This window comes from Caulobacter sp. FWC26, from assembly GCF_002742645.2.
Taxonomy (GTDB): Bacteria; Pseudomonadota; Alphaproteobacteria; order Caulobacterales; family Caulobacteraceae; genus Caulobacter.
In genome coordinates, this window is record NZ_CP033875.1 from 2950584 (window position 1) to 2973598 (window position 23015).

A 23015-nucleotide genomic window follows, 5' to 3' on the forward strand; every position below is an offset into this window, starting at 1 on the left:
AGCGTGGCAGGCGAAAGTGTGAGCAGTTTCGCCGCCCGCCACGCCTCAACAAGGGGCCGTTCATCAGGAGATGAACGGCTGCAGCGGGCGGCTCCAAACCTAGAACTGCGCCTGGACCAGTTGCCCGCCGCGCTCGATGGTGATGCTCCAGCGGCCCGCCCGGCCGGCGATCGCCGAAGCGAGATCAGCCACCGTATTGATCTGGCGACCATTGACGCTACGCACGAAATCGCCCGGACGCATCCAGTTGCCCGCATAACCAGGGCCGATCTTGGTGACCAAGGCGCCGCGACCGACGAAGGGATCGACGCCCAGGTCCTGGGCAACGGCCGGCGAGAGGTTCATCACCGTGGCGCCGTTGAAGGGGTTGTTGCCGCTGAGGGTGCGCTCGTCACGGGCCGGCGTTTCCGGCGCAGCGTCGGCGCGGACGGTGATGGTCTGCTCGCGGTCGCCCCGGCGGATCTGCATCGGCACGCGATCGCCGACCTTGTGGGTGCCGATGGCGAAGGCGCCGCCGCCTTCGTCGTTCACAGGCTGGCCGTCGATCGACAGGATGACGTCGCCTTCCCTCAGGCCCGCGCGCTCGGCCGACGAGCCCGGATAGACCTGCGCCACCAGCACGCCGCGCGGAGCGGCCATGCCCAAGCTCTTGGCGATGTCGGCTGTAACGGTCTGGCCTTTCACGCCCAGCCAGGGGCGCACGATGCTGTGGCCGCCGCCCAGGGCGGCGTTGACCACCTGGCGCACCACGCGGGCCGGGATGGCGAAGCCCACGCCCGACGACGAGCCAGAGCGCGAGATGATGAAGGTGTTGATGCCGACGAGGTCGCCGTCCATGTCGACCAGCGGACCGCCCGAGTTGCCAGGATTGATCGCGGCGTCGGTCTGGATGTAGCTGCCGAAATCCGCGGCGCCGACGTCCGTCCGCGCCAGCGCCGAGACGATGCCGTTGGTGACGGTCTGGCCGACGCCGAAGGGGTTGCCCATCGCCAGGACGAGATCGCCGACTTCCAGCTGCTCCTGGTCGTCGATGGCCATTACCGGCAGCTTCTCGCCCTTTGTGTCGATCTTCAAGACCGCGAGGTCAGCGCGCGGATCGTCCAGCAGCACCACGGCCGGAAACTCGCGCCGGTCGGCCAGCTGGACCGTGATATCGCTCATCCCGTCGATGTTGTGATGGTTGGTGATGATCACGCCGTCGGCGCGGACGATCGCGCCCGAGCCCAGCGACCCCTGCACCTGCGCGCCGCCTTGGCCGCCGCCCATGAAGAAATCCCAGAACGGGTCGACGCGACGCTGGACCACCCGGCGGCTTTTGACATTGACCACGGCCGGAGCGGTCTTCTTCACGATCGGCGAGAAGGACTGCTTCATCGTCGCCGCATCCGCCGGAACCCGTCGGGTCGGCTGAGGCATGTCCGGGATAGCCTGCGCGTTGGACTGGCCGGTCGGGTTCGAACAGGCCGTCAGCAGGACGAAGACGGGCAGCAGGGCGCGAAGCTTGCGCATGTTGGTCAAGGTGACTCCTAGCGTTTCTCCCTGAACTCAGCCGAGCTTTCGGGCGAGTCTAAGGCGACGAAAGGTCGAGGTTTGGCCATCACCAAAGCCGTCAGGCCGCCTGGGGTTCCGGCGCTGGGGCAGGCTTGGCCTTGGCATAAGCTAGGATGGTCGCCGCCAGCATCAAGGCCGCCGCGATCAGGATCGGCAGACCGGGGATGTGCAGCGTCGCGTCATGCCGAACCGCGAAGGCGAACGGGATCAGGAACAGCGGCGGACCGATGATCGAGGCGATGCCCATCATGGCCGCGTTCGCGCCTTGCAGCTGGCCCTGCTCGTTGGGCCCGACACGGCGGGTCATCAGGCCTTGCAAGCCGGGTTGGATCAGGCCCGAGAAGGTGAAGATCGGCAGTCCGGCCAGATACAGCAGCCCAGTCGGCGCGAAGGCGTAGATCGAGAAACCCAAAAAGCCGGCGAACAGGCCGATCATCAGCACGCCGCGCTCGCCGAACCGCTTGACCGCCGGACCGACGACGAAAGCCTGAATCAGGATGCTGGCGATGCCGCTGGCCATCAACGTCAGGCCGATCGTCTGCGGGCTCCAGCCATAGCGGAAGCCCATGTACAGAACGAAGACGCTGGGCAGCACGTTGTGCGCCAGCTGGAACAGGAAGCCCACGCCCGCCAGGCCCATCAGACCCGGATGGTGTCGCAGCAGCTGCAGCGAGCCGACCGGATTGGCCTTCTTCCAGTCGAACCGCGGTTGGCGCCGCTCGGGCGGCAGCGACTCGGGCAGGACGAAGAAGCCGTACAACCAGTTGGTCAGGGCCAGGGCCGCGCACACCAGGAACGGCGCCCGGTGATCGAATTCCCAGAGCCAGCCGCCAAGGGCGGGACCGAAGGTGAAGCCGATGCCGAACGCCGCGCCCATCAGGCCAAAGCCCTTGGCGCGGTTCTCCGGCGTGGTGACATCGGCGACATAGGCGCTGGCCGTCGAGAAGCTGGCGGCCGTCATGCCGTTAAAGATCCGGCCGATGAACAGCCACCAGAGGTTCGGCGCGAAGGCCATGAACAGGAAGTCGACGCCAAGGCCGAAGATCGAGGTCAGGATCACCGGTCGGCGGCCGAAGCGGTCCGACATCAGGCCCAGGATCGGCGAGCAGAAGAACTGCATCACACCCCAGGTCGTGGCGAACAGCACGTTCCAGTCTGCGGCAGAGGCGGTGTCGCCGCCGCCAAACGCCTTCACCAGGTTCGGCAGCACCGGGATCATCACGCCGAGGGACAGAACGTCCAGGATCGCGGTGACGAAGATAAAGCCCAGGGCGGCCTGACGCCGCCCGCCCGTGATCGTGGTGTTCATGACCGCCCCTTGTCGCCCGCCCCTAGGTGGACGCTGTTCGCCCGCGCCGCAAGCCCGGCGAGAAGGTCGCGCCACCATTCGCCGTGTCGCGCCAGAAACACCGTGTTTGGAAAGCCGTGCCGCGCCACATGAGGGCCAGGAACGCTGTCCCAGCCACGATGCTCGACAGTGACGCGGGTCTCGTCGCCAACCGCGTCGAAGCGGACCTCGACCTCGGTGTTCATGTCCGGCGCGAAAGCGGCCTGCCGCCAGCCGAACACCAGCCGCTCGCCGCGCTCCCAGACGCTGACGGCGCCGACCTCAAAGACCTTGCCGTTGGGCAGGCGCTCAACCAGACGGCCGTTCTCGAACGCCATCACGCCGGGTGAGCGTGGCGTGAACGAGAACAGGGTGTTGGGTCGCCACCAAAGCCCGATGTCGTCGACAAAGGAGTCGAACACCACCTCGGGCGGCGCTGCGATGCGCAGGGAGACCAGAATCCGCGAGCTCACGAGCGCTTGGCCTCCACATGGTTCTTGAGCGCCGAGAGCTGATCGGCCCAGTGATTTTCGGCCGCCTCAAGCCAGGCCTTCAGCTCGGCCATAGGCCCAGGCCTCAGTCGATACAGCCGCACCCGGGCGTCGAACTCGGGGTGGCTCTCCTCCACCAGGCCCGACTGACGCAGGGCCCGTAGATGACGGCTCATGGCGGGCGCGCTGAGACCCAGGCTGTCGGCCAGCTCTCCCGCCCGCCGCGGTCGCTCGCGCAGCAGATCCACCGCGCGCCGGCGATGCGGGTCGGCCAGGGCGGCCAGGGTGCGATCTAGCGCGTCGCTCATGGCGCGGCGTCCAGCAACGTCTTCGGCGCGACGTTGCGCCAGGCGTCGAGCAAGGCCCCGCGCGCCGTCGCCTCATCGCACGCCGACAGACGCAACCGCGTCGCCCCGCCCCTTCCCCAGCCGCCTGGCACGGGAACAAACACGTCAGGCAAGGCCGCGACCCGCGCCTCCTGCTGGTCGGGCGTCAGCTTGACCATGGCCCAGGCCGCATCCGGATTGCCCAGGGTCGCGAAGATCTTCCCGCACCGGAAGTCGACCGTGCCCATATGCGACGACTCGACCGCCCGAGGCAGGGCCAGGGCCAGGCGCCGGAAATCGTCCGGCGAGATCAAGGCTTGCCGACCGTGATCTTAAGGCCGCTGCGCGTCTCCATCTCATCCATCGAGACTACCTCGACATCGGCCGAGACCGTCCAGAGATGGCCCTCCAAGTCGCGACAGCGATAGGTGCGCGCGCCGTAAAACTGGGTTTCCGGAGCCTGGAGAATCTCCGCGCCGGCGTCTGCGGCCCGTCGGCAATGAGCGTCGACGTCGCCGTCGATATAGATGTGCACCGTCTGAGTGACCTTGCCGCCCATCGAGGCCGGGCTGGCATGGGCGGGGCTCCATTCGCCGCCGACCATCAGGCGCGAGGCGCCGTGGGTCATCTCGGCGTGGGCGACGCTGGAGTCCTCGCCTTCGATCAGAAAAGTCAGCTCGAAACCGAAGGCGGCTTCCAGCCAGGCCAGAGCCGCCTTCGGATCACGGTAAGTGACAGCCGAAACCAGGCCGGGGGAATTGGACATGCGCCACTCCTTCTGAATAGGCGTAATATTTAACGCATATCGAAACTATATCCGCAAGCCACCGCGCTCAGCGGCGATCTTCCAGCACCATCGCCGCGCCCTTCTCGGCGATCATCACGGTCGGTGCGTTGGTGTTGCCGGAGGTAATGGTCGGCATGACCGAGGCGTCGATCACGCGCAGCCCCTCAACGCCCCGGACACGAAGACGGCCGTCGAGCACCGCCATTCGATCGTCGTCGGGCCCCATGGCGGCCGTGCCGACGGGGTGGAAGATCGTCGTCGCCAGCGCCTTGGCGGCGGCGAGAAGGGCCGTGTCACCCTCGACGTCAGGGCCGGGACGGAAGGCCTCGGGCTGATAGGCCGCCAAGGCCCCCTGCCCCATGATCCGGCGGGCCCACTTCAAAGAGTCGACCGCCACGCGTCGATCCTCGTCCGTGGCGAGGTAGTTCGGATCGATCCGGGGCGGATGCTCAAGTCCAGGGCCCGACAGCGTCACCGAGCCCCGGCTCGTCGGGCGCAGATTGCAGACGCTGGCCGTCACCGCGCCGAACCGATGCAGACCCTCGCCCCAGCGATCCAGGCTGAGCGGCTGGAAGTGGAACTCCAGATTGGCGGTCTCGGACGCCGGGCCCGAACGGCAGAACATCCCCAGCTGCGACGGAGCCATCGTCAGCGGGCCCGAGCGGCGCAGCAGATAGTCCAGACCCATGCCGGCCCGGCGAAGGAGATTGGCGTAGTCGGTGTTCAGGGTCCGCACGCCCCGCACCTTGAACACCGGACGGATCTGAAGGTGGTCTTGCAGATTGGCGCCAACGCCCGGCAGGTCGTGGGTCACGGCCACGCCGACCTGCGCCAAGGCCGCGCCAGGGCCGATCCCCGAACGCTGCAGGATCACCGGCGAGCCGATCGCCCCCGCCGCCAGGATCAACTCGCCCGACACCCTGGCGGTCACCGCCTGACCGCCTCGACGCCCGTGCAGGCCGCGAACCCGCTTGCCGTCGAACACGAGCCGTTCGACCTCAACACCCTTCACCAATCGAAGGTTAGGGCGGCTCAGGATCGGCTTCAGGAACGCGGTGGCCGTGCTCCAGCGACGTCCCGCGCGCTGGTTGACCTGGAAGTACGACGAGCCCTCGTTATCGCCGCCGTTGAAGTCGTCGATCTGGGCGACGCCCGCCTGCTCGCCCGCGCGGCGGATGGCGTCCAGCACGTCCCAGCGGACGCGCGGGTGCTCGACCCGGTACTCGCCGCCGGCCCTGTGGTGCTCGCCCTGAGGGTCGATATGGTCCTCGTGCCGCAGGAAATAGGGCAGCACGTCCGACCAGCCCCACCCGGCCAGCCCGCGCTCGCGCCAGCCGTCATAGTCGCGAGCCTGCCCGCGCATATAGATCATGGCGTTGATCGCCGAGGAGCCGCCGATCACCTTGCCGCGCGGATAGGCCAGAACCCGTCCGTCCAAACCCGCCTGCGGCGTGGTCTCCAGCATCCAGTCGGCGCGCGGGTTGCCGATCGCGAACAGGTAGCCGACCGGGATATGCAACCAGATCCAGTCGTCGTCGCCACCAGCCTCCAGCAGCAAGACCTTATGGCGCGGGTCCGCCGACAGCCGATTGGCCAGCAGGCATCCCGCCGAGCCCGCCCCGACGATGATGTAGTCGTACTCGCCCAGATCCGTCGTTTCGCTGCCCACGCGTGATGGTCCTCCCCGGCGCCAGACTGCCGCCAGCGCCGCCGCCTGGGAAGCGGCTTGCAGCTTGCGGGCTAGCGCAGCGCTTGGCGAACCACCTTCAGCGAGCCGTCGGTCTTTTCGGGACGAACGCCCGTCACCTTGGCCAGCAGCGCATAGACGTCGACATTGTCGAACACCGGCAGCGCGACGCCCGACTTGAACGACGGGCCGTGAGCCACGAAGACCGCGCGCATGGTCGGATCGTAAGGATCGAAGCCATGGGCCCCGCCGTCCTTGCCGTCCCACTCGCTCGGCTTTCGCTTGGCCGCCGCCGTGGTCGTGTACCAGCCCGTCTCCGACAGGCAGACAATCGCGGGGACCCGAGGGTTTCGGCCATAATTGAAGCGGGCTGGTACGCGGTTCTTCTTCCAGCAGCTCATATGCGGCAGGGGTTTGGACAGAAACGCCTTCTCGACCGCCCTGCGCTCGCCCGGCTCGGGCGAAAACGACGTGACAGCGCCAGTCGTCACCAACTGGATCTTCGAGACATCGACAAGATCGTCCAGCACCACGCGATTGGCGGCCGGCAGCGGAGCCATGCCGTGATCGGCGACGATGACGATGTCGGTGCTCTCGAAACGCCCGCGCGCCTTCAGGCCCTCGACCAGCCGCCCCAAGGCAGCATCGACGGACGCGGCCGCAGCGCGGACCTCGGGGGACTCAGGGCCGTAGTGATGCCCCTGGGTGTCGACGATGTCGAAATAGAGGGTCGAGAAGGCGATCGGCGGGCCATCGGCGCTGTCCAGCCAGGACAGCACCTGATCGACGCGGGCCTCATGAGACATGGTCGCATCGAACTTGACCCAGCGTGAGGGGCGCACGCCGTCGATCTCGACTTCGGAGCCGGGCCAGAACATCGCCGCCGCGCGTTTGCCCTGCTGTTCGACCGAAACCCAGAACGGCTTGGCCTGGCTCCACCAGCCGGGTTCCAGGCTGCGCATGGTGAACTTCTCGGCCGAGACGCTGGGATCGATCATGGTGTTGGCCACGATCCCGTGCCGATCAGGCCGCTTGCCTGTGATCAGGGTGTAGTGGTTGGGAAAGGTCACCGACGGGAACGACGGCCGCATCGCCGCCCGGGCGCCATCCTCGGCCAGAGCCTTCATGACGGGGGTGTCGCCGCGATCCAGATAGTCGGCGCGGAAGCCGTCGATCGACACCAGGATCGTCAGGTGCGGCGCCTTCTCACGCGCCTCAGTTCCGCCAGCGACGACAGTCAGGCTCAAGGCCAGAACCAGGGACAGCAGGTGGCGCAGGATCATCGTCAGGCTCAATCTGAAACTTCGGTCTCGCCGGTCATCCATGGCCCAGATTGCAGGCGTATGACGATCGGCGTTTTCCGGCGGATGACACCCTCTTAACTTGGCGGTCGCGGCCGCGCTCGCCATAGTCGCACCGTCGAGCCGACTCGTTTCGGCGCCCGGAACCGCTTCATGTCGATCGCCCTGGAGGCCGCCGGCCTCACCAAGACGTATGGGGCGGTGCGCGCCCTCGACGACTTCTCCATCGCCATTCCCGCCGGCGGCGTGTTCGGGGTCCTGGGCCCCAACGGCGCGGGCAAGAGCACCCTGTTCCGGATCGCGCTGGGCCTCGTGCGCCCCACCAGCGGCTCGGCGCGCCTCTTCGGGGCCGCGCCGGGCGACATTACCGCTCTGCGCAAGGTCGGGGCCATGATCGAGACCCCGCGCTATCCGCCCTATCTGACGGCGCGCGACACCCTGAAGATGCTGGCCCTGGAAAGCGGCAAGGCCGACGCCGACATCGGCGGCTGGCTGGAGCGGGTCAGCCTGACCCACGCCGCCGACCGCGCCACCAGCGGCTTCTCGGTCGGCATGAAACAGCGCCTGGGCCTGGCCGCCGCCTTCCTGACCAAGCCCGAACTCGTCATTCTGGACGAGCCGACCAGCGGCATGGACCCGGCGGGCATCCAGGAAATCCGCGCCCTGATCATCGATCTGGCCAAGATCGAAGGCGTCACCGTCATCCTGGCCAGCCACCAGCTGGACGAGGTCAAGCGCGTCTGCGACCGAGTCGCCATCCTGTCGCGCGGCAAGGTCGTGGCCGAGGGCGGCGTGGCCGAACTGACCGCCGGCGAGGCCCGCCTGCGCCTGACCCTGGCCTCTCCCCTCGCTCCGGCGCTGGCGGTTCTGGGCGATCGCGGCGAAGCCGACGGACGGGACGCCGTTTTGGCCGATATTCCCCGCGCCGAGGCCCCCGCTGTCATCCGCGGGCTGGTCGAGGCGGGCGTCGATATCATTGAGGCCCGCTGGCGCGAGGTCGATCTGGAGGGCGTCTATCTGAAATCCCTGGGCCAGACGCCGACGGCCGCCACCTCGGAAGGAGCCGCCTGATGCTCGCCGACGCCATCGCCGCCGAACGTTTCCGCCTGCTGCGCGACCGCGCCGCCGTCTTCTGGGGCTTCTGCTTCGCGCCGCTGGTGGGCTTTGCCCTCAGCATCGGCGGGGATCTGTTCCTGCGCTTCGTCATCAAAAAGCCGATGCCGGGCCTGACCGTCGGCCTGATCGACCAGGTGTTGAAGGCGCTGTCGGACGGCGCGTCGACCTTTGGCGCGCTGTTCCTGATGATCGGCGCCGCCGCCGTGCTGGCCGGCGACTATCGCTGGGAGACCTGGCGGCTGCTCACCCCGCGCAACACCCGCCAAAACCTGCTGCTGGCGAAGCTGATCGTCGTCGGCGAGGCGGTGTTCTGGAGCCTGCTGCTGACAGGCGTCCTGTCGGCGCTGGCGGCCGTGATCGGCGCCGCGATCAACAGCAAGAGCCTGACTGTGTCGATGTTCGACCGCAACCTGTTCGACATCATCGGCGTGCTGGCCATCACCTGGCTTGAGGCCATGACCCTGGCGTCCCTGGCCGCGTGCGTCGCGATCCTGTCGCGCTCCACCATGGGCGTGGTGATCGCGTGCCTGGGCTTCCGGTTCGTCCAGACGATCCTGGCAGGCTCTCTGCGGCTGCTGGAGCAAAACGAGGCGCCCAGCTGGAAACTCCTCTCCCTCCCCGTCTACGACGCCGACCTGCTGCGCGCGGCGCTGCTGGATGCAACAACCCTAGGCCCGGCGAGCGGTTCGGCCGGCGTGGCGCTAGCGGTGCTGCTGGCCTGGGTCGCAGCGTTGACGGCTGGCGCGGTGTGGCTGTTCCGGCGGCAGGACCTGACGAAGGAGTGAGGGGGCCGCCCAGGACACCCAGGTGGCATCGTGGGCGATAGGCGACCCTTGCTCATAACCCCCCGGTTTCGGCCGTGCGACACCGAGAGCAGAATGCGTAACCCAGGACTGACCTTGCTTCTGTGTGGGACCCTGTTGGCGAGTTGCGCCAGCGCGCCCCGCCCGGACGCCACGCGACTGGCCCCATGGAGTCGGGTGTTGCGAGACCAGCAACCGGACGAAGCGCTCGCGGTCGTCTATCGGTGGCGAGGACGGAACTTGGTGTTCGTGGGCGCTAAACATTCGACGCGCTCGGATAGCCATACGTTCAAGCTCATCGCAGAGGCTTACGCGCGCGAGCATTTCAACGCCCTCATCGCCGAGGGTTTCCCCTATTCGCGAGGGCCGAACGCGCCGCGCACCCTGCGTTGGCTCGAGAGCCAGACCGAGACCGATGGCTTTGTGGTGGGAGGCGAAAGCGTTCCGGCTTTACGCGGCGCCGTTCAACAGCAGGCGCGCATTTGGGGCGGCGAACCCGACGATAGCGATGTTCGCGATCGCACGCTCGCGGACGGCATCTCGGCCATTGACCTGCTGGGCTTCTATACCCTCCGCTCCGTGCCTCAATGGATCAGAGAGCAGAGGATCACTGATGGCGGAGATCCCCGTGTGACGGCGCTCATCGAGAGCGAACTGATCCGCAATAGAAGTCGGCTGGGGCTGTCCGAGGCGCTGCTGCCCGACTACGCCGCGTGGGCGGACTGGTACAAACAAGCGAACGGTCAAGCCTTCGACCGCAACTTCAAGCTCGAAGAAGTCGGCCCGCTGGTTGATGGCGACTTCAGCACCAACAAGATTTCGGCGGCGGTCGGGCGCGCGCGCGACGCGTTCCTCCTGAGCGTCATCGCCGATCATCTCGGCAGGGGCGAGACCGTTCTGGTCGTGTTCGGCGCGAGCCATCTGACGATCTTGCGCCCTGCGCTTGATCACATGTTGGGCAAACCCTGCTACGTCGGCGCGAGTCTGGGGCCGGCGCCGACATCCTGCTTCGAATAGAAGCCGCCGGGAACTCGCCCGAAGGGGCTCAGACGCTGAAAGCCAAAGAAAAAGGCCCCGGATCGCTCCGGGGCCTTCTTGCTCAGCCGAGGCTGAAATCTCTTAGTCTTCGGCTTCGTTCGCGTAGACCGGACCGGAGTCCTTGCCCTTTTCCGAGACGTCGCGGTCGACGAATTCGATCACGGCCATCGGGGCGTTGTCGCCATAGCGGAAGCCGGCCTTCAGGACGCGGATGTAGCCGCCCTGACGGTCCTTGTAGCGCGGGCCGAGGACCGCGAAGAGCTTGCCGACTTGTTCGACGTCGCGAACCGAGCTGATGGCCTGACGACGGGCGTGCAGGTCGCCGCGCTTGGCCAGGGTGACCAGCTTTTCGACGATCGGACGCAGTTCCTTGGCCTTGGGCAGGGTGGTGACGATCTGCTCGTGCTTGATCAGCGAGGCCGACATGTTGGCGAACATGGCGGTGCGGTGAGCCGAGGTGCGGCCGAGTTTACGGTGAGCCTTACCGTGACGCATTTTGTATCTCCTGGGCGATCAGCCCGAACGGCGCAAAACCAGTGAGCGCCTGATTGTCACCAATCCTGGTCTGTCCCGACCCGGTCAGAGCGAAGCGCCGGGGCCCTCCACCGCGTTAGCGGCTTCAAAAGGCCCAGGCCGCATCCCGAAAGACGCGGCCCGGATTAAGCGCGTTAGGCTTGGAAGTCTTAGATCTGGTCTTCGAACTTCTTAGCCAGGTCTTCGATGTTCTCCGGCGGCCAGTTCGGCACGTCCATGCCGAGGTGCAGACCCATGCCGGCGAGCACTTCCTTGATTTCGTTCAGCGACTTGCGGCCGAAGTTCGGGGTGCGGAGCATCTCGGCTTCGGTCTTCTGGATCAGGTCGCCGATGTAGACGATGTTGTCGTTCTTCAGGCAGTTGGCCGAACGGACCGACAGCTCCAGCTCGTCGACCTTCTTCAGCAGGGCCGGGTTGAACGGCAGTTCCGGCTTGGACTCGTCGGCCGACTTGGCCTTCGGTTCCTCGAAGGTGATGAAGATCTGCAGTTGGTCCTGCAGGATCCGGGCGGCGTAGGCCACAGCGTCCACCGGAGTGACGGCGCCGTTGGTTTCCACTTCCAGGATCAGCTTGTCGTAGTCCAGCGACTGGCCCTGGCGGGTCGGCTCGACGCGGTAGGCGACGCGCTTGACCGGCGAGTACAGCGCGTCGACGGCGATCAGGCCGATCGGCGCGTCTTCCGGACGGTTGCGGTCGGCCGGGACATAGCCCTTGCCGTTGTTGACCGTGAACTCCATGCGCACCGAAGCGCCGTCGTCCAGCGTGCAGAGCACGTGGTCGGGGTTCAGGATCTCGATATCGGCCGGGGTTTCGATCTGACCCGCGGTCACCGGGCCGGGGCCCGTGGCGCGCAGGGTCATGCGCTTGGGGCCTTCGGCGTGCATGCGCACGGCCAGTTGCTTGATGTTCAGAACGATGTCGACGACGTCTTCACGGACGCCTTCGAGCGAGGAGAATTCGTGCACCACGCCATCGATCTGGATGGCGGTGACGGCGGCGCCTTGCAGCGACGAGAGGAGAACGCGACGCAGAGCGTTGCCGAGCGTCACGCCGAAGCCGCGCTCAAGCGGTTCAGCGACGATACGGGCCTTGCGGGTCGCATCGGCGCCGGTTTCGATTTGCGGCTTCTCAGGACGGATCAGCTCGTTCCAGTTTCTTTCGATCACGTGGTCGGGTCCCTTGAACGCGGCTCGCCGGCCGCGGTTTACGCAGCCGGCGAAGGAAGATTGTGGTCTAAAAAGTACTAGACGCGACGACGCTTGGGCGGACGGCAGCCGTTGTGCGGGATCGGCGTGACGTCGCGGATGGTCGTGATGGTCATACCCGCGGCTTGCAGCGCGCGCAGAGCCGATTCACGGCCCGAACCCGGACCCGAAACGTTGACTTCCAGCGTCTTCACGCCGTGCTCGGCAGCCTTCTTGCCCGCGTCTTCGGCGGCCATCTGCGCGGCGTACGGGGTCGACTTGCGCGAACCCTTGAAGCCCATCATGCCGGCCGAGGACCACGAGATCGTGTTGCCCTGGGCGTCGGTGATGGTGATCATGGTGTTGTTGAACGAGGCGTTCACGTGCGCCACGCCCGAGGTGATGTTCTTGCGTTCGCGACGTTTAACGCGAGCCGGTTCCTTGGCCATCGGTCAGGCTACCTTACTTCTTCTTGCCGGCGATCGGCTTGGCCGGACCCTTGCGGGTGCGGGCGTTCGTGTGGGTGCGCTGACCGCGGACCGGCAGGCCCTTACGGTGACGCAGGCCGCGATAGCAGGCCAGGTCCATCAGACGCTTGATGTTCATCGAGTTCTCGCGACGCAGGTCGCCCTCGACGGTGTAGTCACGGTCGATCGTCTCGCGGATCGCGAGGACCTCGGCGTCGGTCAGCTGATTGACGCGACGCGCATCCTCGATGCCCACCTTCGTGATGATTTCACGAGCCGACTTTTGGCCGATGCCGTGAATGTACTGAAGCGCGATCAAAACGCGCTTGTTCGTCGGGATGTTGACGCCTGCGATACGGGCCACGTCTAATGTTCTCCTAGTCACGCACTAAAGACGCGAACGGCGCGCCCGGCCGGATCAGGGATCCAAACCGGCGCGCACGGATCGCGCCCTTTCGCGGAAGCGCCCCGTTATAGGGATCGTTTCGCTTCCGTCAACAACTGAATCCGGGAGACATCCCCCAAATTCGGGCTTTCTTAATCGACCACAGGCGCGTGAGCAAAGTCACGCTCTCCTCAGAGATGGGGCCCGCTTATCGCTGCCGGATAGTCATCCTGCGGCGACGGGCTCCAGCGCGTTGTCGATCGACGCGGCGACCGTTTCGACGGTCCCCATGCCATCCAGTTCCGTCAGCTTACCCTGCCCTTGATAGTAGGGCAGCAGCGGCGCGGTCTGAGCGTTGTACGCGGCCAGACGAGTCACGAAGACTTCCGGATTGTCGTCGGGCCGTCCCTGCTCTTCGAACCGCTTCTTGATCCGTTCGATCAGGGCCGGCTCGTCTACCTTGAGTCGGAGAACGACGTCGATCTTCTGACCGCGCGCCGCCAGCATTTTATCCAGCGCCTCGGCCTGAGCGACCGTACGGGGGAAGCCGTCGAAGATCGCGCCGCCAGCCGCTTCGGCTTCGGGCAGGCGATCTTCGATCAGGGCGATGACGATCTCGTCGGTCACCAGCTCGCCGCGATCCAGCACGCCCTTGACGCGCTGACCCAGCTCCGAGCCCGAGGCGATCGCCGCGCGCAGCATGTCGCCGGTCGAGAGCTGGACCATGCCACGCTCCGTGACCAGGCGTTTGGCCTGGGTCCCCTTCCCCGCCGCCGGCGGGCCGAACAGGATCAGATTCATAAATGCCCCTTCGCGCGTTGGCGGGTCTCCGCCCGCTCCTCCCTCCGCAGACCTAGATTGCGCCGGGAGAAAACGGAAGTCAGTTTTGCGACAAACCGACTTCCGACGCCTGGTTTCGAAACAAGTCCGCGTTTAGCGGTTGCGACCGCCCCGCAGCTTCGACTTCTTGATCAGTCCCTCGTACTGGTGCGCCAGCAGATGCGACTGGATCTGAGCGACCGTGTCCATCGTCACGGTCACGACGATCAGGATCGAAGTGCCGCCCAAGGCGAACTGGTTAGACTTGATCGCCATCATCGCCAGTTCCGGCGCGACGCAGACGGCGGTGATATAGGCCGCGCCGATCACGGTCAGCCGGGTCAGCACATAGTCCAGATACTCGGCGGTCCGCTTACCTGGACGGATGCCCGGCAGGAAGCCGCCGTACTTGCGCAGGTTCTCGGCCGTCTCGTCCGGATTGAACACCACCGAGGTGTAGAAGAACGAGAAGAAGATGATCAGCAGCGCATAGAGGATCAGAAACGCCGGGTGGCCGTGCTGGAGCGCCCCGACCACGCTCGGCAGCCAGCCGGCCCAGTCGGGCAGGTTGGCTGTCTGGACGAACTGCAGGGCGGTCGTCGGCAGCAGCAGCAGCGACGAGGCGAAGATCGGCGGGATGACGCCAGCAGTGTTGATCTTCAACGGCATGAACGAGCTTTCGCCCCCGATCATGCGGTTGCCTTGCTGGCGCTTGGGATAGTGAACCAGCAGGCGGCGCTGCGAGCGCTCCATGAACACGATGGCCAGGATCGCGGCCACGCCGCCGATCACCACCAGGAACAGCGGCATGTAGTTGTTGTTCGACTGGCCCTGGGTCAGCATCTGCATCAGGATGATCGGCAGACGCGCCACGATGCCGGCGAAGATGATCAGCGACACGCCGTTGCCGACGCCACGGCTGGTGATCTGCTCGCCCAGCCACATCAGGAACATAGTGCCGCCGGTCAGCGAGACGATGGTCGATACGATGAAGAACGTCTGGCCCACGCCGTCGGCGACGACGCCAGGCTGCGCCACGATACCCATGGCGATAGAGGCCGACTGAACAATGGCAAGGATCACCGCCAGATAGCGGGTGTATTGGTTCAGGGTCTTGCGGCCCGCCTCCCCGCCTTCCTTCTTCAGCTTTTCCCACGGCGGATACACCGTGCCCATCAGCTGCACGATGATCGAGGCGCTGATGTAGGGCATGACGTTCAGCGAGAAGATCGCCATCCGCTCGACGGCGCCGCCAGAGAACATGTCAAACATGCCCAGGATGCCCTTGCTGTTCTGGCTGAACAGCGAGGCGAAGGCGACCGGGTCGATGCCGGGGATCGGGACGTAGGTGCCAAGGCGGTAGACGACCAGGGCGATGATCGTGAACCAGATACGCTTGTGAAGTTCGCTCGCCTTCTGGAACGAGCTGAAATTCATATTGGCTGCGAGTTGTTCGGCGGCCGAGGCCATACAGATCCCCACGACTCAGGAGCGCGATCGTCGAAAGCCAATACCGCTTCGGTGGCGATCGCGCTCTGAAATAAGGTTTCCTGGATCACGGTGATCCGAGGAGAGCGCCACAAATAGGTGAGGCCCGCCGCGATGTCACGGCGAGCCTCGTAATTCTGTCATCCCGGTCGAAAACGCGGTCCCGAAAGCGCCAGGCGCTCAACGGGATGACATATGCCCCTTAGGCTTCGGCTTGCGCCTTGGCCTTCTTGGTCACGGTGACCGAACCACCGGCGGCCTCGACGGCCTTGATGGCGGCCTCGGTGGCCGAATAGACGGTCAGCTTCAGGGCGGTCTTGATTTCGCCCTTGCCCAGCAGCTTCACGCCGTCGAGTTCACGACGGATGACGCCGGCGGCGACCAGTTCAGCAGCGCCCAGCTCGGCGCCCTTCTTGATCTTGCCCGCAGCGACGGCCTGCTCCAGGCGCCACAGGTTCACTTCGGCGAACTCCAGGCGGAAGGGGTTGTTGAAGCCGCGCTTCGGCATGCGCATGTGCAGCGGCATCTGGCCGCCTTCGAAACCGTTGATGGCGACGCCCGAGCGCGCCTTCTGGCCCTTCACACCGCGACCGGCGGTCTTGCCCTTGCCCGAACCCGGGCCACGGCCGACGCGCATGCGGCCCTTGGTCGAGCCTTCGCGGGGAGCCAGTTCGTTCAGCTTGGTCATATGTGCCTCTCCTTGGAGATCTGCGCCCAGCCGGGGGCTGGACTCGGCTTTTGAAAAACAGAGCGCGCTTAAAACCCCAAAACGCGAGAAAACTCAATGGGGCGAATGCGCGAATTCAAACGAAAACCACCCCGGATCGCTCCGGGGTGGCGTAATTCGCATCGCGTAGAAGAACTACTCGACGATTTCCAGCAGGTGCTGGACCTTGCGGATCATGCCGCGGGTCGACGGGTTGTCCTGCAGGGTCGAGACACGACCCACGCGGTTCAGGCCCAGACCCACGAGCGTGGCGCGCTGGTCCTTTTCCCGACGGATCGGGCTGCCGGTTTGGCGAACCGTAACGGTCTTAGCTTCAGCCATGACTTAGCCCTCGATGGCTTCCGGCGCCGAAGCGCCGTCGGCGCGGCGGCCGAGGATGTCGCCAACCTTCTTGCCGCGCTTGGCGGCGATCTGGCGGGGCGACGATTGCACCTTCAGGGCCTCGAACGTGGCGCGCACCATGTTGTACGGGTTCGAGGAACCCGTCGACTTGGCCACGACGTCCTGGACGCCCAGGGTTTCGAGAACCGCGCGCATCGGACCGCCGGCGATGACGCCGGTGCCGGGAGGCGCCGCGCGCATCATCACCTTGCCGGCGCCCCAACGGCCAGCGCCGTCGTGGTGCAGGGTGCGGGATTCGCGCAGCGGAACGCGGATCATCGTCTTCTTGGCTTCTTCGGTCGCCTTGCGGATGGCTTCCGGCACTTCACGCGCCTTGCCATGACCGAAGCCGACGCGGCCCTTTTGGTCGCCAACGACCATCAGAGCAGCGAAGCTGAAGCGACGACCACCCTTCACGGTGGCGGCGACGCGGTTGATGTGGACGAGCTTTTCGACGATGTCGCTGTCGACCCGCTCTTCGGGGGCGTTGCGGTCGCGACGGTCACGGCGTTGACCGCCTTCACCGCGCTGTTGTTCACCACGAGCCATTTTTGTTCCCTTAGAAGTTCAGGCCGGCTTCGCGCGCGGCGTCGGCCAGGGCTTTCACCCGGCCGTGGAAGATGTAGCCGCCCCGGTCGAAGACGACGTCCTTGACGCCCTTTTCGATGGCGCGCTCGGCGACGAGCTTGCCGACCTTGGCCGCGGCATCCTTGTCCGCGCCCTTGCCTTCGGCTTCCAGAGTGGAGGCCGACGCCAGGGTCACGCCGCGAGCATCATCGATGATCTGGGCGTAGATGTTCTTCGACGAACGGAAGACCGACAGACGCGGACGACCGTTGGCGAGGCTCTTGAGGCGGGTGCGAACGCGCTGAGCGCGCTTGGCCGCCGATTCACGAGGAGAGAGCGCCATGGCTTACTTCTTCTTGCCTTCCTTGCGGCGAACCTTCTCGCCAGCATAACGCACGCCCTTGCCCTTGTAGGGCTCCGGCGGACGAATGCGGCGGATCTTCGCGGCAATCTCACCAACCGCCTGCTTGTCGATGCCGGCGATCTTGATTTCGGTTTGCTTCGGCACCGCGAAGGTGACGCCGGCCGGGGCCGCAACGTCCACATCGTGGCTGAAACCGAGTTGGAGGCTGAGGGCCGTGCCCTTCATGGCCGCGCGGTAACCAACGCCGACCAGTTCGAGGCTTTCCTCGAACCCGACGGTGACACCGTGCACCATGTTGGCCACCAGCGTGCGGGACAGACCCCACATGCCCTTGGCGCGCTTCGTGTCGACGCGCGGAGCCAGCACGAGCTCGGAGCCCTCTTGCTTGACTTCGACTTCGTCGGCGATCGTCCACGACAGTTGACCCTTGGGGCCCTTCACCGTGACCGTCTGACCCGCGAGCGTGACTTGCACGCCCGAGGGGATTGCGACGGCTTTCTTACCGATACGTGACATGCTCTTTCCCTCCCGCGCCTAGTAGACGCGGCAGAGGACTTCGCCGCCGACGTTAGCGTCGCGTGCAGCGGTGTCCGACATGACGCCCTTCGGCGTCGACAGGATCGAGATGCCCAGGCCGTTCTTGATCGGCTTCAGGTCCTTGATCGAGGAGTAGACGCGACGGCCAGGCTTGGACACGCGGCTGATCTCGGCGATCACGGGCTCACCGTCGAAGTACTTGAGCTCGATCTCGAATTCGGGGAACGCGCCGGGCTTCTCGACCAGCGAGTAGCCGCGGATGTAGCCTTCGTCGGCCAGCACGTCCAGGACGCGGGCGCGCAGCTTGGAAGCCGGCGTCGAGACCTTGGACCGCTTGCGTTGGGCGGCGTTCTTGATGCGAGCGATCATATCGCTCAGGGGATCGTTCATCGACATCTGATCGTCCTCACCAGCTCGACTTGACGAGGCCGGGGATCTGGCCTTGCGAACCCAGTTCGCGGAGGGCCACACGGCTCATCTTGAGCTTACGGTAATAGGCGCGCGGACGGCCGGTGACTTCGCAGCGATTGCGGATGCGGATCGCGGCGCTGTTACGCGGCAGCTTGGCGAGCTTGAGGCGAGCCTCGAAGCGTTCCTCGAGCGGCAGGCTTTCGTCGTTGGCGATCGCCTTCAGCGCGGCGCGCTTCTCGGCGAACTTCTTGACGAGAGCCTTGACGGCTTCGTTGCGGTTGACGGCGCTTTTCTTGGCCATGGTTTCTTTCCCTTCCCGCTCTTAGTTCACGAACGGGAACTGGAATTCCTTCAGGAGAGCCTTGGCTTCCTGATCGGACTTCGCAGTGGTGCAGACGATGATGTCCATGCCCCAGATCTGTTCGATCTGGTCATAGTTGATTTCCGGGAACACCAGGTGCTCCTTCAGGCCCATGGCGTAGTTGCCACGGCCGTCGAAGCTCTTGCCGTTCAGACCACGGAAGTCCTTCACGCGCGGCAGCGCGATCGTGACCAGGCGGTCGAGGAATTCGTACATCCGGTCCTTGCGCAGGGTGACCTTGGCGCCGACCACCATGCCTTCGCGCAGCTTGAAGCCGGCGATCGACTTGCGGGCGCGGGTCGCGACGGGCTTTTGGCCGGCGATCGCTTGCAGGTCCTTCAGAGCGGTCTGGGCCTTCTTGGAGTCGGCCACGGCCTCACCGATACCCATGTTCAGGACGATCTTGTCCAGCTTGGGGATCTGCATCTCGTTGGTGTAGCCGAACTGCTCCTTCATCGCGGCGCGGATGCGCTCGCGATAAACGGTTTTCAGCCGGGGCTCGTAAGCTTGATCAGCCATTGATCACCTCGCCGGTCGTCTTGGCGACGCGCACCTTCTTGTCGCCTTCGATCTTGAAACCGACGCGGGTGGGCTTGCCGTTGGAGTCCACGACGGCGACGTTCGAGACGTGCAGCGCGGCTTCCTTGTTCTTGATGCCGCCTTGCGGATCGGCTTGGGTCGGCTTGGTGTGACGCGAAACCATGTTCACGCCTTCCACGACGACCCGGTTGTCCTTCGGCAGGACTTGCAGGACGGAGCCTTGCTTGCCCTTGTCCTTGCCGGCCAGAACGACGACGCGGTCGCCCTTCTTGATCTTAGCGGCCATTACAGCACCTCCGGAGCGAGGGAGATGATCTTCATGTGGTTCTTGGCGCGCAGTTCGCGGGGAACCGGGCCGAAGATCCGCGTGCCGACCGGCTCGCTCTGCTTGTTCACGATCACCGCGGCGTTCTTATCGAAGCGGATGACCGAGCCATCCTTGCGCTTCAGATTTTGATTCACCCGAACGACGACGGCGCGAAGCACGTCACCCTTCTTCACGCGACCGCGCGGAATGGCTTCCTTGACGGAGACGACGATGACGTCGCCCACGCTGGCGTAGCGACGGCCAGCGCCGCCCAACACCTTGATGCACATGACCCGGCGAGCGCCAGAGTTGTCGGCGACTTCCAGGTTAGTTTGCATCTGGATCATGGTCTAAACCTTCCAGATTAAGCCGAAGCCTTGGGAAGCACTTCCCAGGTCTTCAGCTTGGACTTCGGAGCGCACTCGATGATGCGGATAGCTTCACCGGCCTTGTACGCGTTGGCTTCGTCGTGCGCGTGATACTTCTTCGACTGACGCACGATCTTCTTCAGAACCGGGTGGACGATGGTCCGTTCAACCTTCACCACCACGGTCTTGTCGCCCTTATCGGAGACGACGACCCCTTCGAGGATACGCTTGGGCATATCGTTCTCCTTACGCCGCGGCCTTGGCGCGCAGCACGGTCTTGATCCGCGCGATATCCTTGCGGATTTCGTTGACGCGGTGGGTCTTTTCGACCTGGCCCGTGGCGGCCTGGAAGCGCAGGTTGAACTGCTCCTTCTTCAGGCTGATCAGGGTGTCGGCCAGCTGGTCGGGGGTCATGCCCCGGATTTCAGCGATCTTCATGAGCCTCAGGCCTCCTGAGCCACGCCCGCATCGATGCGGGTGACAACACGGGTGCGGATCGGCAGCTTGGCGGCGCCAAGGCGGAGCGCTTCACGCGCGATATCGTCCGGCACGCCGTCGATTTCGAACATGATGCGGCCCGGAGCCACGCGAGCGGCCCAGTAATCCACGGCGCCCTTACCCTTACCCATCCGGACTTCCGCCGGCTTGCCAGTGACCGGCACGTCCGGGAAGATACGGATCCAGACGCGGCCTTGACGCTTCATCTGGCGGGTGATGGCGCGACGGGCGGCTTCGATCTGACGGGCCGTGATGCGCTCCGGCTCGACGGCCTTCAGGCCGTACGAACCGAAGTTCAGCAGGGTGCCGCCCTTCGAAGTGCCGTGGATGCGGCCCTTGAACTGCTTGCGGAATTTGGTCTTCTTCGGAGACAGCATGGCGATCTAATCCTTAGGCGCGATCGCGACGGTCACGACGGTCGCCCCGGTCGGGACGATCACCACGCTCACGTCCGCCACCTTCACCGGCCGGGCCGGATTCGGTCGCCAGACGCTTGTCGAGCGCCATCGGATCATGCTCGAGCACCTCGCCCTTGAAGATCCAGGTCTTCACGCCGATGATGCCGTAGGTGGTCTTGGCTTCGGCGAAACCGAAGTCGATGTCGGCGCGCAGGGTGTGCAGCGGCACGCGGCCTTCGCGGTACCACTCCATGCGAGCGATTTCAGCGCCGCCCAGACGACCCGAAACGTTGATCCGGATGCCCTTGGCGCCGAGGCGCACGGCCGACTGGATCGAGCGCTTCATGGCGCGACGGAACGCGATACGGCGCTCGAGCTGCTGAGCGATGGACTCGGCGACCAGCTGAGCGTCGGTTTCCGGCTTGCGGATCTCGACGATGTTCAGGTGGACTTCGCCCTCGGTCATCACCGACAGGTCCTTGCGGAGCTTGTCGATGTCAGCGCCCTTCTTGCCGATGATGACGCCCGGACGGGCGGCATAGATCGTCACGCGGCACTTCTTGTGCGGACGCTCGATGATGATGCGCGAGACACCAGCTTGGTACAGGCGCTTCTTCAGAGCGGCGCGGACCGCGAGGTCTTGGTGCAGCAGCTTGCCGTACTGGTTGCCGTCGGCGAACCAACGGCTGTCCCAGGTGCGGTTGATGCCGAGCCGCAGCCCGACCGGATTGACTTTCTGACCCATTAGGCGGCCTCACCCAGTTCGCGGACCACGATCGTGATCTCGGAGAACGGCTTCTCAACGCGCGTCGCGCGACCGCGAGCGCGGGGCGAGAAACGCTTCATGATCAGGTTCTTACCCACATAGGCCTCGGCGACGACCAGGGAGTCGATGTCGAGGTTGTGGTTGTTCTCGGCGTTCGAGATCGCCGAGTACAGCGCCTTGCGGACGTCCTGAGCGATGCGCTTGTGGCTGAACTCGAGCTCGTTGAGAGCGCGCTGGACGTTCAGGCCACGGATGGACTGAGCGACCAGGTTCAGCTTGCGCGGGCTGGTGCGCAGGGTGCGAACCTTGGCCATCGCTTCGGCGCCGTCGAGGCGGCGAGCTTGCTTTTGCTTGGCCATGATTACTTCCTCTTGGCCTTCTTGTCGGCGGCGTGACCCGGGAAGTTCCGGGTCGGCGCGAATTCGCCGAACTTCATGCCGACCATGTCTTCCGACACGAGCACGGGAACGTGCTTGTGGCCGTTGTGCACGCCGAAGGTCAGGCCGACGAACTGCGGCATGATCGTCGAGCGACGCGACCAGGTCTTGATGACGTCCTTGCGGCCCGACGACAGAGCGGCATCGGCCTTCTTCAGGAGGTACCCGTCGACAAACGGGCCTTTCCAGACGGAGCGGGTCATGGCTTAGCGGCCCTTCTTCGCTTTGTGGCGCGAGCGGATGATGAACTTATCCGTGGCCTTGTTGACGCGGGTCTTGGCGCCCTTGGTCGGCTTACCAGCCGGGGTCACCGGGTGGCGACCGCCCGAGGTCCGGCCTTCACCACCACCGTGCGGGTGGTCGACCGGGTTCATGGCGACACCGCGGACGTGCGGGCGACGGCCCATGTGACGAGAACGACCGGCCTTGCCGAGGTTCTGGTTCATGTGGTCGGGGTTCGAAACGGCGCCGACGGTGGCCATGCACGTATCGAGCACCATGCGCAGCTCGCCCGAGTTCAGGCGGATCTGGGCGTAACCGGCGTCACGACCGACCAGCTGGGCGTAGGCGCCAGCCGAACGGGCGATCTGACCGCCCTTGGCGGGCTTCAGCTCGATGTTGTGGATGATCGTGCCGATCGGCAGCGTGCGCAGCGGCGAGGCGTTGCCCGGCTTCACGTCGACCTTTTCAGCCGTGACGACTTCGTCGCCGGCCTTCAGGCGTTGCGGGGCCAGGATGTAGGCCAGCTCACCGTCGGCCTGATACTTGATCAGGGCGATGAAGGCGGTGCGGTTGGGGTCGTACTCGAGACGAACGACCGTAGCCACGCCTTGCTTGCGGCGCTTGAAGTCGACCAGACGGTACAGGCGCTTGGCGCCGCCGCCGCGGAAACGGACCGCGATACGGCCGTTGCCGCCGCGACCGCCCGACTTGGTCAGGCCTTCGACGAGCTTCTTCTCGGGGCGACCCTTGTGAAGTTCGCTGCGGTCGATCAGCACCAGGCCGCGCTGGCCGGGGCTGGTCGGGTTAAATTGCTTCAAGGCCATGTC

General features: G+C 65.4%; 34 protein-coding genes. 3 read left to right on the top strand and 31 right to left on the bottom strand.

The features are described 5' to 3' along the window. Positions 1-99 precede the first annotated feature (99 nt). From CSW63_RS15485 to CSW63_RS15520, 8 genes are all read right to left on the bottom strand, one after another. Positions 100-1518 carry a DegQ family serine endoprotease gene (locus CSW63_RS15485; RefSeq protein ID WP_082749401.1) on the bottom strand — a complete coding sequence of 473 codons (1419 nt, stop codon included), beginning with the start codon at positions 1516-1518 and terminating at the stop codon, positions 100-102. A 91-nt stretch (positions 1519-1609) separates the two neighbouring features. Continuing rightward, entirely contained in the window at positions 1610-2860 is a 1251-nt protein-coding gene (locus CSW63_RS15490) for a TCR/Tet family MFS transporter (RefSeq protein ID WP_062094861.1), read from the bottom strand. Next, entirely contained in the window at positions 2857-3351 is a 495-nt protein-coding gene (locus CSW63_RS15495; protein WP_062094858.1) for an SRPBCC domain-containing protein, read from the bottom strand. Before CSW63_RS15495 ends, CSW63_RS15490 begins: the two co-directional genes overlap by 4 nt. Then, positions 3348-3677: a helix-turn-helix transcriptional regulator gene (locus CSW63_RS15500; protein ID WP_062094856.1), complete on the bottom strand. Its 330-nt coding sequence runs from the start codon at positions 3675-3677 to the stop codon at positions 3348-3350. The genes CSW63_RS15495 and CSW63_RS15500 overlap by 4 nt, the downstream gene beginning before the upstream one ends. Continuing rightward, a complete protein-coding gene (locus CSW63_RS15505) occupies positions 3674-4009 on the bottom strand; it encodes an MmcQ/YjbR family DNA-binding protein (protein ID WP_197425231.1) in 336 nt (111 codons plus the stop codon). The genes CSW63_RS15500 and CSW63_RS15505 overlap by 4 nt, the downstream gene beginning before the upstream one ends. After that, a complete protein-coding gene (locus tag CSW63_RS15510; RefSeq protein WP_062094854.1) occupies positions 4006-4461 on the bottom strand; it encodes a VOC family protein in 456 nt (151 codons plus the stop codon). Before CSW63_RS15510 ends, CSW63_RS15505 begins: the two co-directional genes overlap by 4 nt. Positions 4462-4528: 67 nt before the next feature. Next, positions 4529-6151, bottom strand: coding sequence for a GMC family oxidoreductase (locus tag CSW63_RS15515; protein ID WP_062094852.1), 1623 nt, complete (start codon positions 6149-6151; stop codon positions 4529-4531). Between the two features lie 71 nt (positions 6152-6222). Beyond that, entirely contained in the window at positions 6223-7452 is a 1230-nt protein-coding gene (locus CSW63_RS15520) for an ectonucleotide pyrophosphatase/phosphodiesterase (protein WP_062094882.1), read from the bottom strand. 171 nt (positions 7453-7623) lie between these two features. On the opposite strand from CSW63_RS15520, the gene CSW63_RS15525 reads away from it, so the two are divergent. From CSW63_RS15525 to CSW63_RS15535, 3 genes are all read left to right on the top strand, one after another. Beyond that, the gene (locus CSW63_RS15525; protein WP_062094850.1) at positions 7624-8541 is read left to right on the top strand and encodes an ABC transporter ATP-binding protein; all 918 of its coding nucleotides are present in this window, start codon (positions 7624-7626) and stop codon (positions 8539-8541) included. Continuing rightward, positions 8541-9371: an ABC transporter permease gene (locus tag CSW63_RS15530; protein ID WP_062094848.1), complete on the top strand. Its 831-nt coding sequence runs from the start codon at positions 8541-8543 to the stop codon at positions 9369-9371. The genes CSW63_RS15525 and CSW63_RS15530 overlap by 1 nt, the downstream gene beginning before the upstream one ends. 198 nt (positions 9372-9569) lie before the next feature. Then, positions 9570-10406, top strand: coding sequence for a hypothetical protein (locus CSW63_RS15535; protein WP_127846987.1), 837 nt, complete (start codon positions 9570-9572; stop codon positions 10404-10406). Between the two features lie 102 nt (positions 10407-10508). Here the strand turns inward: CSW63_RS15535 and rplQ are convergent, their stop codons facing one another. The 23 genes from rplQ to rplB all read right to left on the bottom strand — a co-directional run bounded on the left by rplQ (position 10509) and on the right by rplB (position 23012). Beyond that, positions 10509-10922 (bottom strand): 50S ribosomal protein L17, encoded by a 414-nt coding sequence (gene rplQ / locus CSW63_RS15540; protein WP_062094844.1) that lies wholly within the window; start codon positions 10920-10922, stop codon positions 10509-10511. Positions 10923-11110: 188 nt separating this feature from the next. Next, entirely contained in the window at positions 11111-12127 is a 1017-nt protein-coding gene (locus tag CSW63_RS15545) for a DNA-directed RNA polymerase subunit alpha (protein WP_010919151.1), read from the bottom strand. A gap of 77 nt (positions 12128-12204) precedes the next feature. Further along, positions 12205-12594 carry a 30S ribosomal protein S11 gene (gene rpsK, locus CSW63_RS15550; RefSeq protein ID WP_010919150.1) on the bottom strand — a complete coding sequence of 130 codons (390 nt, stop codon included), beginning with the start codon at positions 12592-12594 and terminating at the stop codon, positions 12205-12207. Between the two features lie 13 nt (positions 12595-12607). Next, positions 12608-12976, bottom strand: coding sequence for a 30S ribosomal protein S13 (gene rpsM, locus CSW63_RS15555; RefSeq protein ID WP_004616895.1), 369 nt, complete (start codon positions 12974-12976; stop codon positions 12608-12610). A 246-nt stretch (positions 12977-13222) separates the two neighbouring features. Further along, positions 13223-13798, bottom strand: a complete 576-nt coding sequence (locus CSW63_RS15560) for an adenylate kinase (RefSeq protein ID WP_062094842.1) — start codon at positions 13796-13798, stop codon at positions 13223-13225. A gap of 132 nt (positions 13799-13930) precedes the next feature. Next, positions 13931-15286 carry a preprotein translocase subunit SecY gene (secY, locus tag CSW63_RS15565; protein ID WP_062094840.1) on the bottom strand — a complete coding sequence of 452 codons (1356 nt, stop codon included), beginning with the start codon at positions 15284-15286 and terminating at the stop codon, positions 13931-13933. Between the two features lie 220 nt (positions 15287-15506). Beyond that, positions 15507-15992, bottom strand: a complete 486-nt coding sequence (gene rplO / locus CSW63_RS15570) for a 50S ribosomal protein L15 (RefSeq protein WP_062094838.1) — start codon at positions 15990-15992, stop codon at positions 15507-15509. A gap of 174 nt (positions 15993-16166) precedes the next feature. After that, positions 16167-16352 (bottom strand): 50S ribosomal protein L30, encoded by a 186-nt coding sequence (gene rpmD, locus CSW63_RS15575; RefSeq protein WP_010919145.1) that lies wholly within the window; start codon positions 16350-16352, stop codon positions 16167-16169. Between the two features lie 3 nt (positions 16353-16355). After that, complete coding sequence (gene rpsE, locus CSW63_RS15580; RefSeq protein WP_010919144.1) at positions 16356-16961, bottom strand: 30S ribosomal protein S5; 606 nt, start codon at positions 16959-16961, stop codon at positions 16356-16358. A 10-nt stretch (positions 16962-16971) separates the two neighbouring features. Then, positions 16972-17322: a 50S ribosomal protein L18 gene (rplR, locus tag CSW63_RS15585; protein ID WP_062094836.1), complete on the bottom strand. Its 351-nt coding sequence runs from the start codon at positions 17320-17322 to the stop codon at positions 16972-16974. A 3-nt stretch (positions 17323-17325) separates the two neighbouring features. Continuing rightward, on the bottom strand, positions 17326-17859 hold the full coding sequence (gene rplF / locus CSW63_RS15590) for a 50S ribosomal protein L6 (protein WP_062094834.1): 534 nt from the start codon (positions 17857-17859) through the stop codon (positions 17326-17328). 18 nt (positions 17860-17877) lie between these two features. Further along, on the bottom strand, positions 17878-18276 hold the full coding sequence (gene rpsH, locus CSW63_RS15595; RefSeq protein WP_010919141.1) for a 30S ribosomal protein S8: 399 nt from the start codon (positions 18274-18276) through the stop codon (positions 17878-17880). 10 nt (positions 18277-18286) lie between these two features. After that, on the bottom strand, positions 18287-18592 hold the full coding sequence (gene rpsN / locus CSW63_RS15600) for a 30S ribosomal protein S14 (protein WP_096051660.1): 306 nt from the start codon (positions 18590-18592) through the stop codon (positions 18287-18289). 21 nt (positions 18593-18613) lie between these two features. After that, positions 18614-19171 carry a 50S ribosomal protein L5 gene (gene rplE, locus CSW63_RS15605; RefSeq protein ID WP_099503308.1) on the bottom strand — a complete coding sequence of 186 codons (558 nt, stop codon included), beginning with the start codon at positions 19169-19171 and terminating at the stop codon, positions 18614-18616. Beyond that, on the bottom strand, positions 19164-19478 hold the full coding sequence (rplX, locus tag CSW63_RS15610; RefSeq protein WP_010919138.1) for a 50S ribosomal protein L24: 315 nt from the start codon (positions 19476-19478) through the stop codon (positions 19164-19166). The genes rplE and rplX overlap by 8 nt, the downstream gene beginning before the upstream one ends. Beyond that, a complete protein-coding gene (gene rplN / locus CSW63_RS15615) occupies positions 19478-19846 on the bottom strand; it encodes a 50S ribosomal protein L14 (protein ID WP_010919137.1) in 369 nt (122 codons plus the stop codon). Before rplN ends, rplX begins: the two co-directional genes overlap by 1 nt. A 17-nt stretch (positions 19847-19863) precedes the next feature. Beyond that, positions 19864-20103 (bottom strand): 30S ribosomal protein S17, encoded by a 240-nt coding sequence (gene rpsQ, locus CSW63_RS15620; RefSeq protein WP_010919136.1) that lies wholly within the window; start codon positions 20101-20103, stop codon positions 19864-19866. Between the two features lie 10 nt (positions 20104-20113). Beyond that, positions 20114-20305 (bottom strand): 50S ribosomal protein L29, encoded by a 192-nt coding sequence (rpmC, locus tag CSW63_RS15625; RefSeq protein ID WP_010919135.1) that lies wholly within the window; start codon positions 20303-20305, stop codon positions 20114-20116. A 5-nt stretch (positions 20306-20310) separates the two neighbouring features. Then, a complete protein-coding gene (gene rplP / locus CSW63_RS15630) occupies positions 20311-20742 on the bottom strand; it encodes a 50S ribosomal protein L16 (protein ID WP_010919134.1) in 432 nt (143 codons plus the stop codon). Between the two features lie 13 nt (positions 20743-20755). Further along, positions 20756-21508 carry a 30S ribosomal protein S3 gene (rpsC, locus tag CSW63_RS15635; RefSeq protein WP_096032933.1) on the bottom strand — a complete coding sequence of 251 codons (753 nt, stop codon included), beginning with the start codon at positions 21506-21508 and terminating at the stop codon, positions 20756-20758. Further along, positions 21508-21888, bottom strand: a complete 381-nt coding sequence (gene rplV / locus CSW63_RS15640; protein ID WP_099503306.1) for a 50S ribosomal protein L22 — start codon at positions 21886-21888, stop codon at positions 21508-21510. Before rplV ends, rpsC begins: the two co-directional genes overlap by 1 nt. Before the next feature lie 2 nt (positions 21889-21890). Then, the gene (gene rpsS, locus CSW63_RS15645; protein WP_010919131.1) at positions 21891-22169 is read right to left on the bottom strand and encodes a 30S ribosomal protein S19; all 279 of its coding nucleotides are present in this window, start codon (positions 22167-22169) and stop codon (positions 21891-21893) included. 3 nt (positions 22170-22172) lie between these two features. After that, on the bottom strand, positions 22173-23012 hold the full coding sequence (gene rplB, locus CSW63_RS15650) for a 50S ribosomal protein L2 (protein WP_010919130.1): 840 nt from the start codon (positions 23010-23012) through the stop codon (positions 22173-22175). Between the last annotated feature and the right edge of the window lie 3 nt (positions 23013-23015).

Coding starts and splice junctions, on each gene's coding strand:
- CSW63_RS15490 (WP_062094861.1), bottom strand. CDS start 2,860: ATGAACACCACGATCACGGGCGGGCGGCGTCAGGCCGCCCTGGGCTTT.
- CSW63_RS15500 (WP_062094856.1), bottom strand. CDS start 3,677: ATGAGCGACGCGCTAGATCGCACCCTGGCCGCCCTGGCCGACCCGCAT.
- CSW63_RS15510 (WP_062094854.1), bottom strand. CDS start 4,461: ATGTCCAATTCCCCCGGCCTGGTTTCGGCTGTCACTTACCGTGATCCG.
- CSW63_RS15520 (WP_062094882.1), bottom strand. CDS start 7,452: ATGATCCTGCGCCACCTGCTGTCCCTGGTTCTGGCCTTGAGCCTGACT.
- CSW63_RS15525 (WP_062094850.1), top strand. CDS start 7,624: ATGTCGATCGCCCTGGAGGCCGCCGGCCTCACCAAGACGTATGGGGCG.
- CSW63_RS15530 (WP_062094848.1), top strand. CDS start 8,541: ATGCTCGCCGACGCCATCGCCGCCGAACGTTTCCGCCTGCTGCGCGAC.
- rplQ (WP_062094844.1), bottom strand. CDS start 10,922: ATGCGTCACGGTAAGGCTCACCGTAAACTCGGCCGCACCTCGGCTCAC.
- rpsK (WP_010919150.1), bottom strand. CDS start 12,594: ATGGCCAAGGAACCGGCTCGCGTTAAACGTCGCGAACGCAAGAACATC.
- CSW63_RS15560 (WP_062094842.1), bottom strand. CDS start 13,798: ATGAATCTGATCCTGTTCGGCCCGCCGGCGGCGGGGAAGGGGACCCAG.
- secY (WP_062094840.1), bottom strand. CDS start 15,286: ATGGCCTCGGCCGCCGAACAACTCGCAGCCAATATGAATTTCAGCTCG.
- rplO (WP_062094838.1), bottom strand. CDS start 15,992: ATGACCAAGCTGAACGAACTGGCTCCCCGCGAAGGCTCGACCAAGGGC.
- rpmD (WP_010919145.1), bottom strand. CDS start 16,352: ATGGCTGAAGCTAAGACCGTTACGGTTCGCCAAACCGGCAGCCCGATC.
- rpsE (WP_010919144.1), bottom strand. CDS start 16,961: ATGGCTCGTGGTGAACAACAGCGCGGTGAAGGCGGTCAACGCCGTGAC.
- rplR (WP_062094836.1), bottom strand. CDS start 17,322: ATGGCGCTCTCTCCTCGTGAATCGGCGGCCAAGCGCGCTCAGCGCGTT.
- rplF (WP_062094834.1), bottom strand. CDS start 17,859: ATGTCACGTATCGGTAAGAAAGCCGTCGCAATCCCCTCGGGCGTGCAA.
- rpsH (WP_010919141.1), bottom strand. CDS start 18,276: ATGTCGATGAACGATCCCCTGAGCGATATGATCGCTCGCATCAAGAAC.
- rpsN (WP_096051660.1), bottom strand. CDS start 18,592: ATGGCCAAGAAAAGCGCCGTCAACCGCAACGAAGCCGTCAAGGCTCTC.
- rplE (WP_099503308.1), bottom strand. CDS start 19,171: ATGGCTGATCAAGCTTACGAGCCCCGGCTGAAAACCGTTTATCGCGAG.
- rplX (WP_010919138.1), bottom strand. CDS start 19,478: ATGGCCGCTAAGATCAAGAAGGGCGACCGCGTCGTCGTTCTGGCCGGC.
- rplN (WP_010919137.1), bottom strand. CDS start 19,846: ATGATCCAGATGCAAACTAACCTGGAAGTCGCCGACAACTCTGGCGCT.
- rpsQ (WP_010919136.1), bottom strand. CDS start 20,103: ATGCCCAAGCGTATCCTCGAAGGGGTCGTCGTCTCCGATAAGGGCGAC.
- rpmC (WP_010919135.1), bottom strand. CDS start 20,305: ATGAAGATCGCTGAAATCCGGGGCATGACCCCCGACCAGCTGGCCGAC.
- rplP (WP_010919134.1), bottom strand. CDS start 20,742: ATGCTGTCTCCGAAGAAGACCAAATTCCGCAAGCAGTTCAAGGGCCGC.
- rpsC (WP_096032933.1), bottom strand. CDS start 21,508: ATGGGTCAGAAAGTCAATCCGGTCGGGCTGCGGCTCGGCATCAACCGC.
- rplV (WP_099503306.1), bottom strand. CDS start 21,888: ATGGCCAAGCAAAAGCAAGCTCGCCGCCTCGACGGCGCCGAAGCGATG.
- rpsS (WP_010919131.1), bottom strand. CDS start 22,169: ATGACCCGCTCCGTCTGGAAAGGCCCGTTTGTCGACGGGTACCTCCTG.
- rplB (WP_010919130.1), bottom strand. CDS start 23,012: ATGGCCTTGAAGCAATTTAACCCGACCAGCCCCGGCCAGCGCGGCCTG.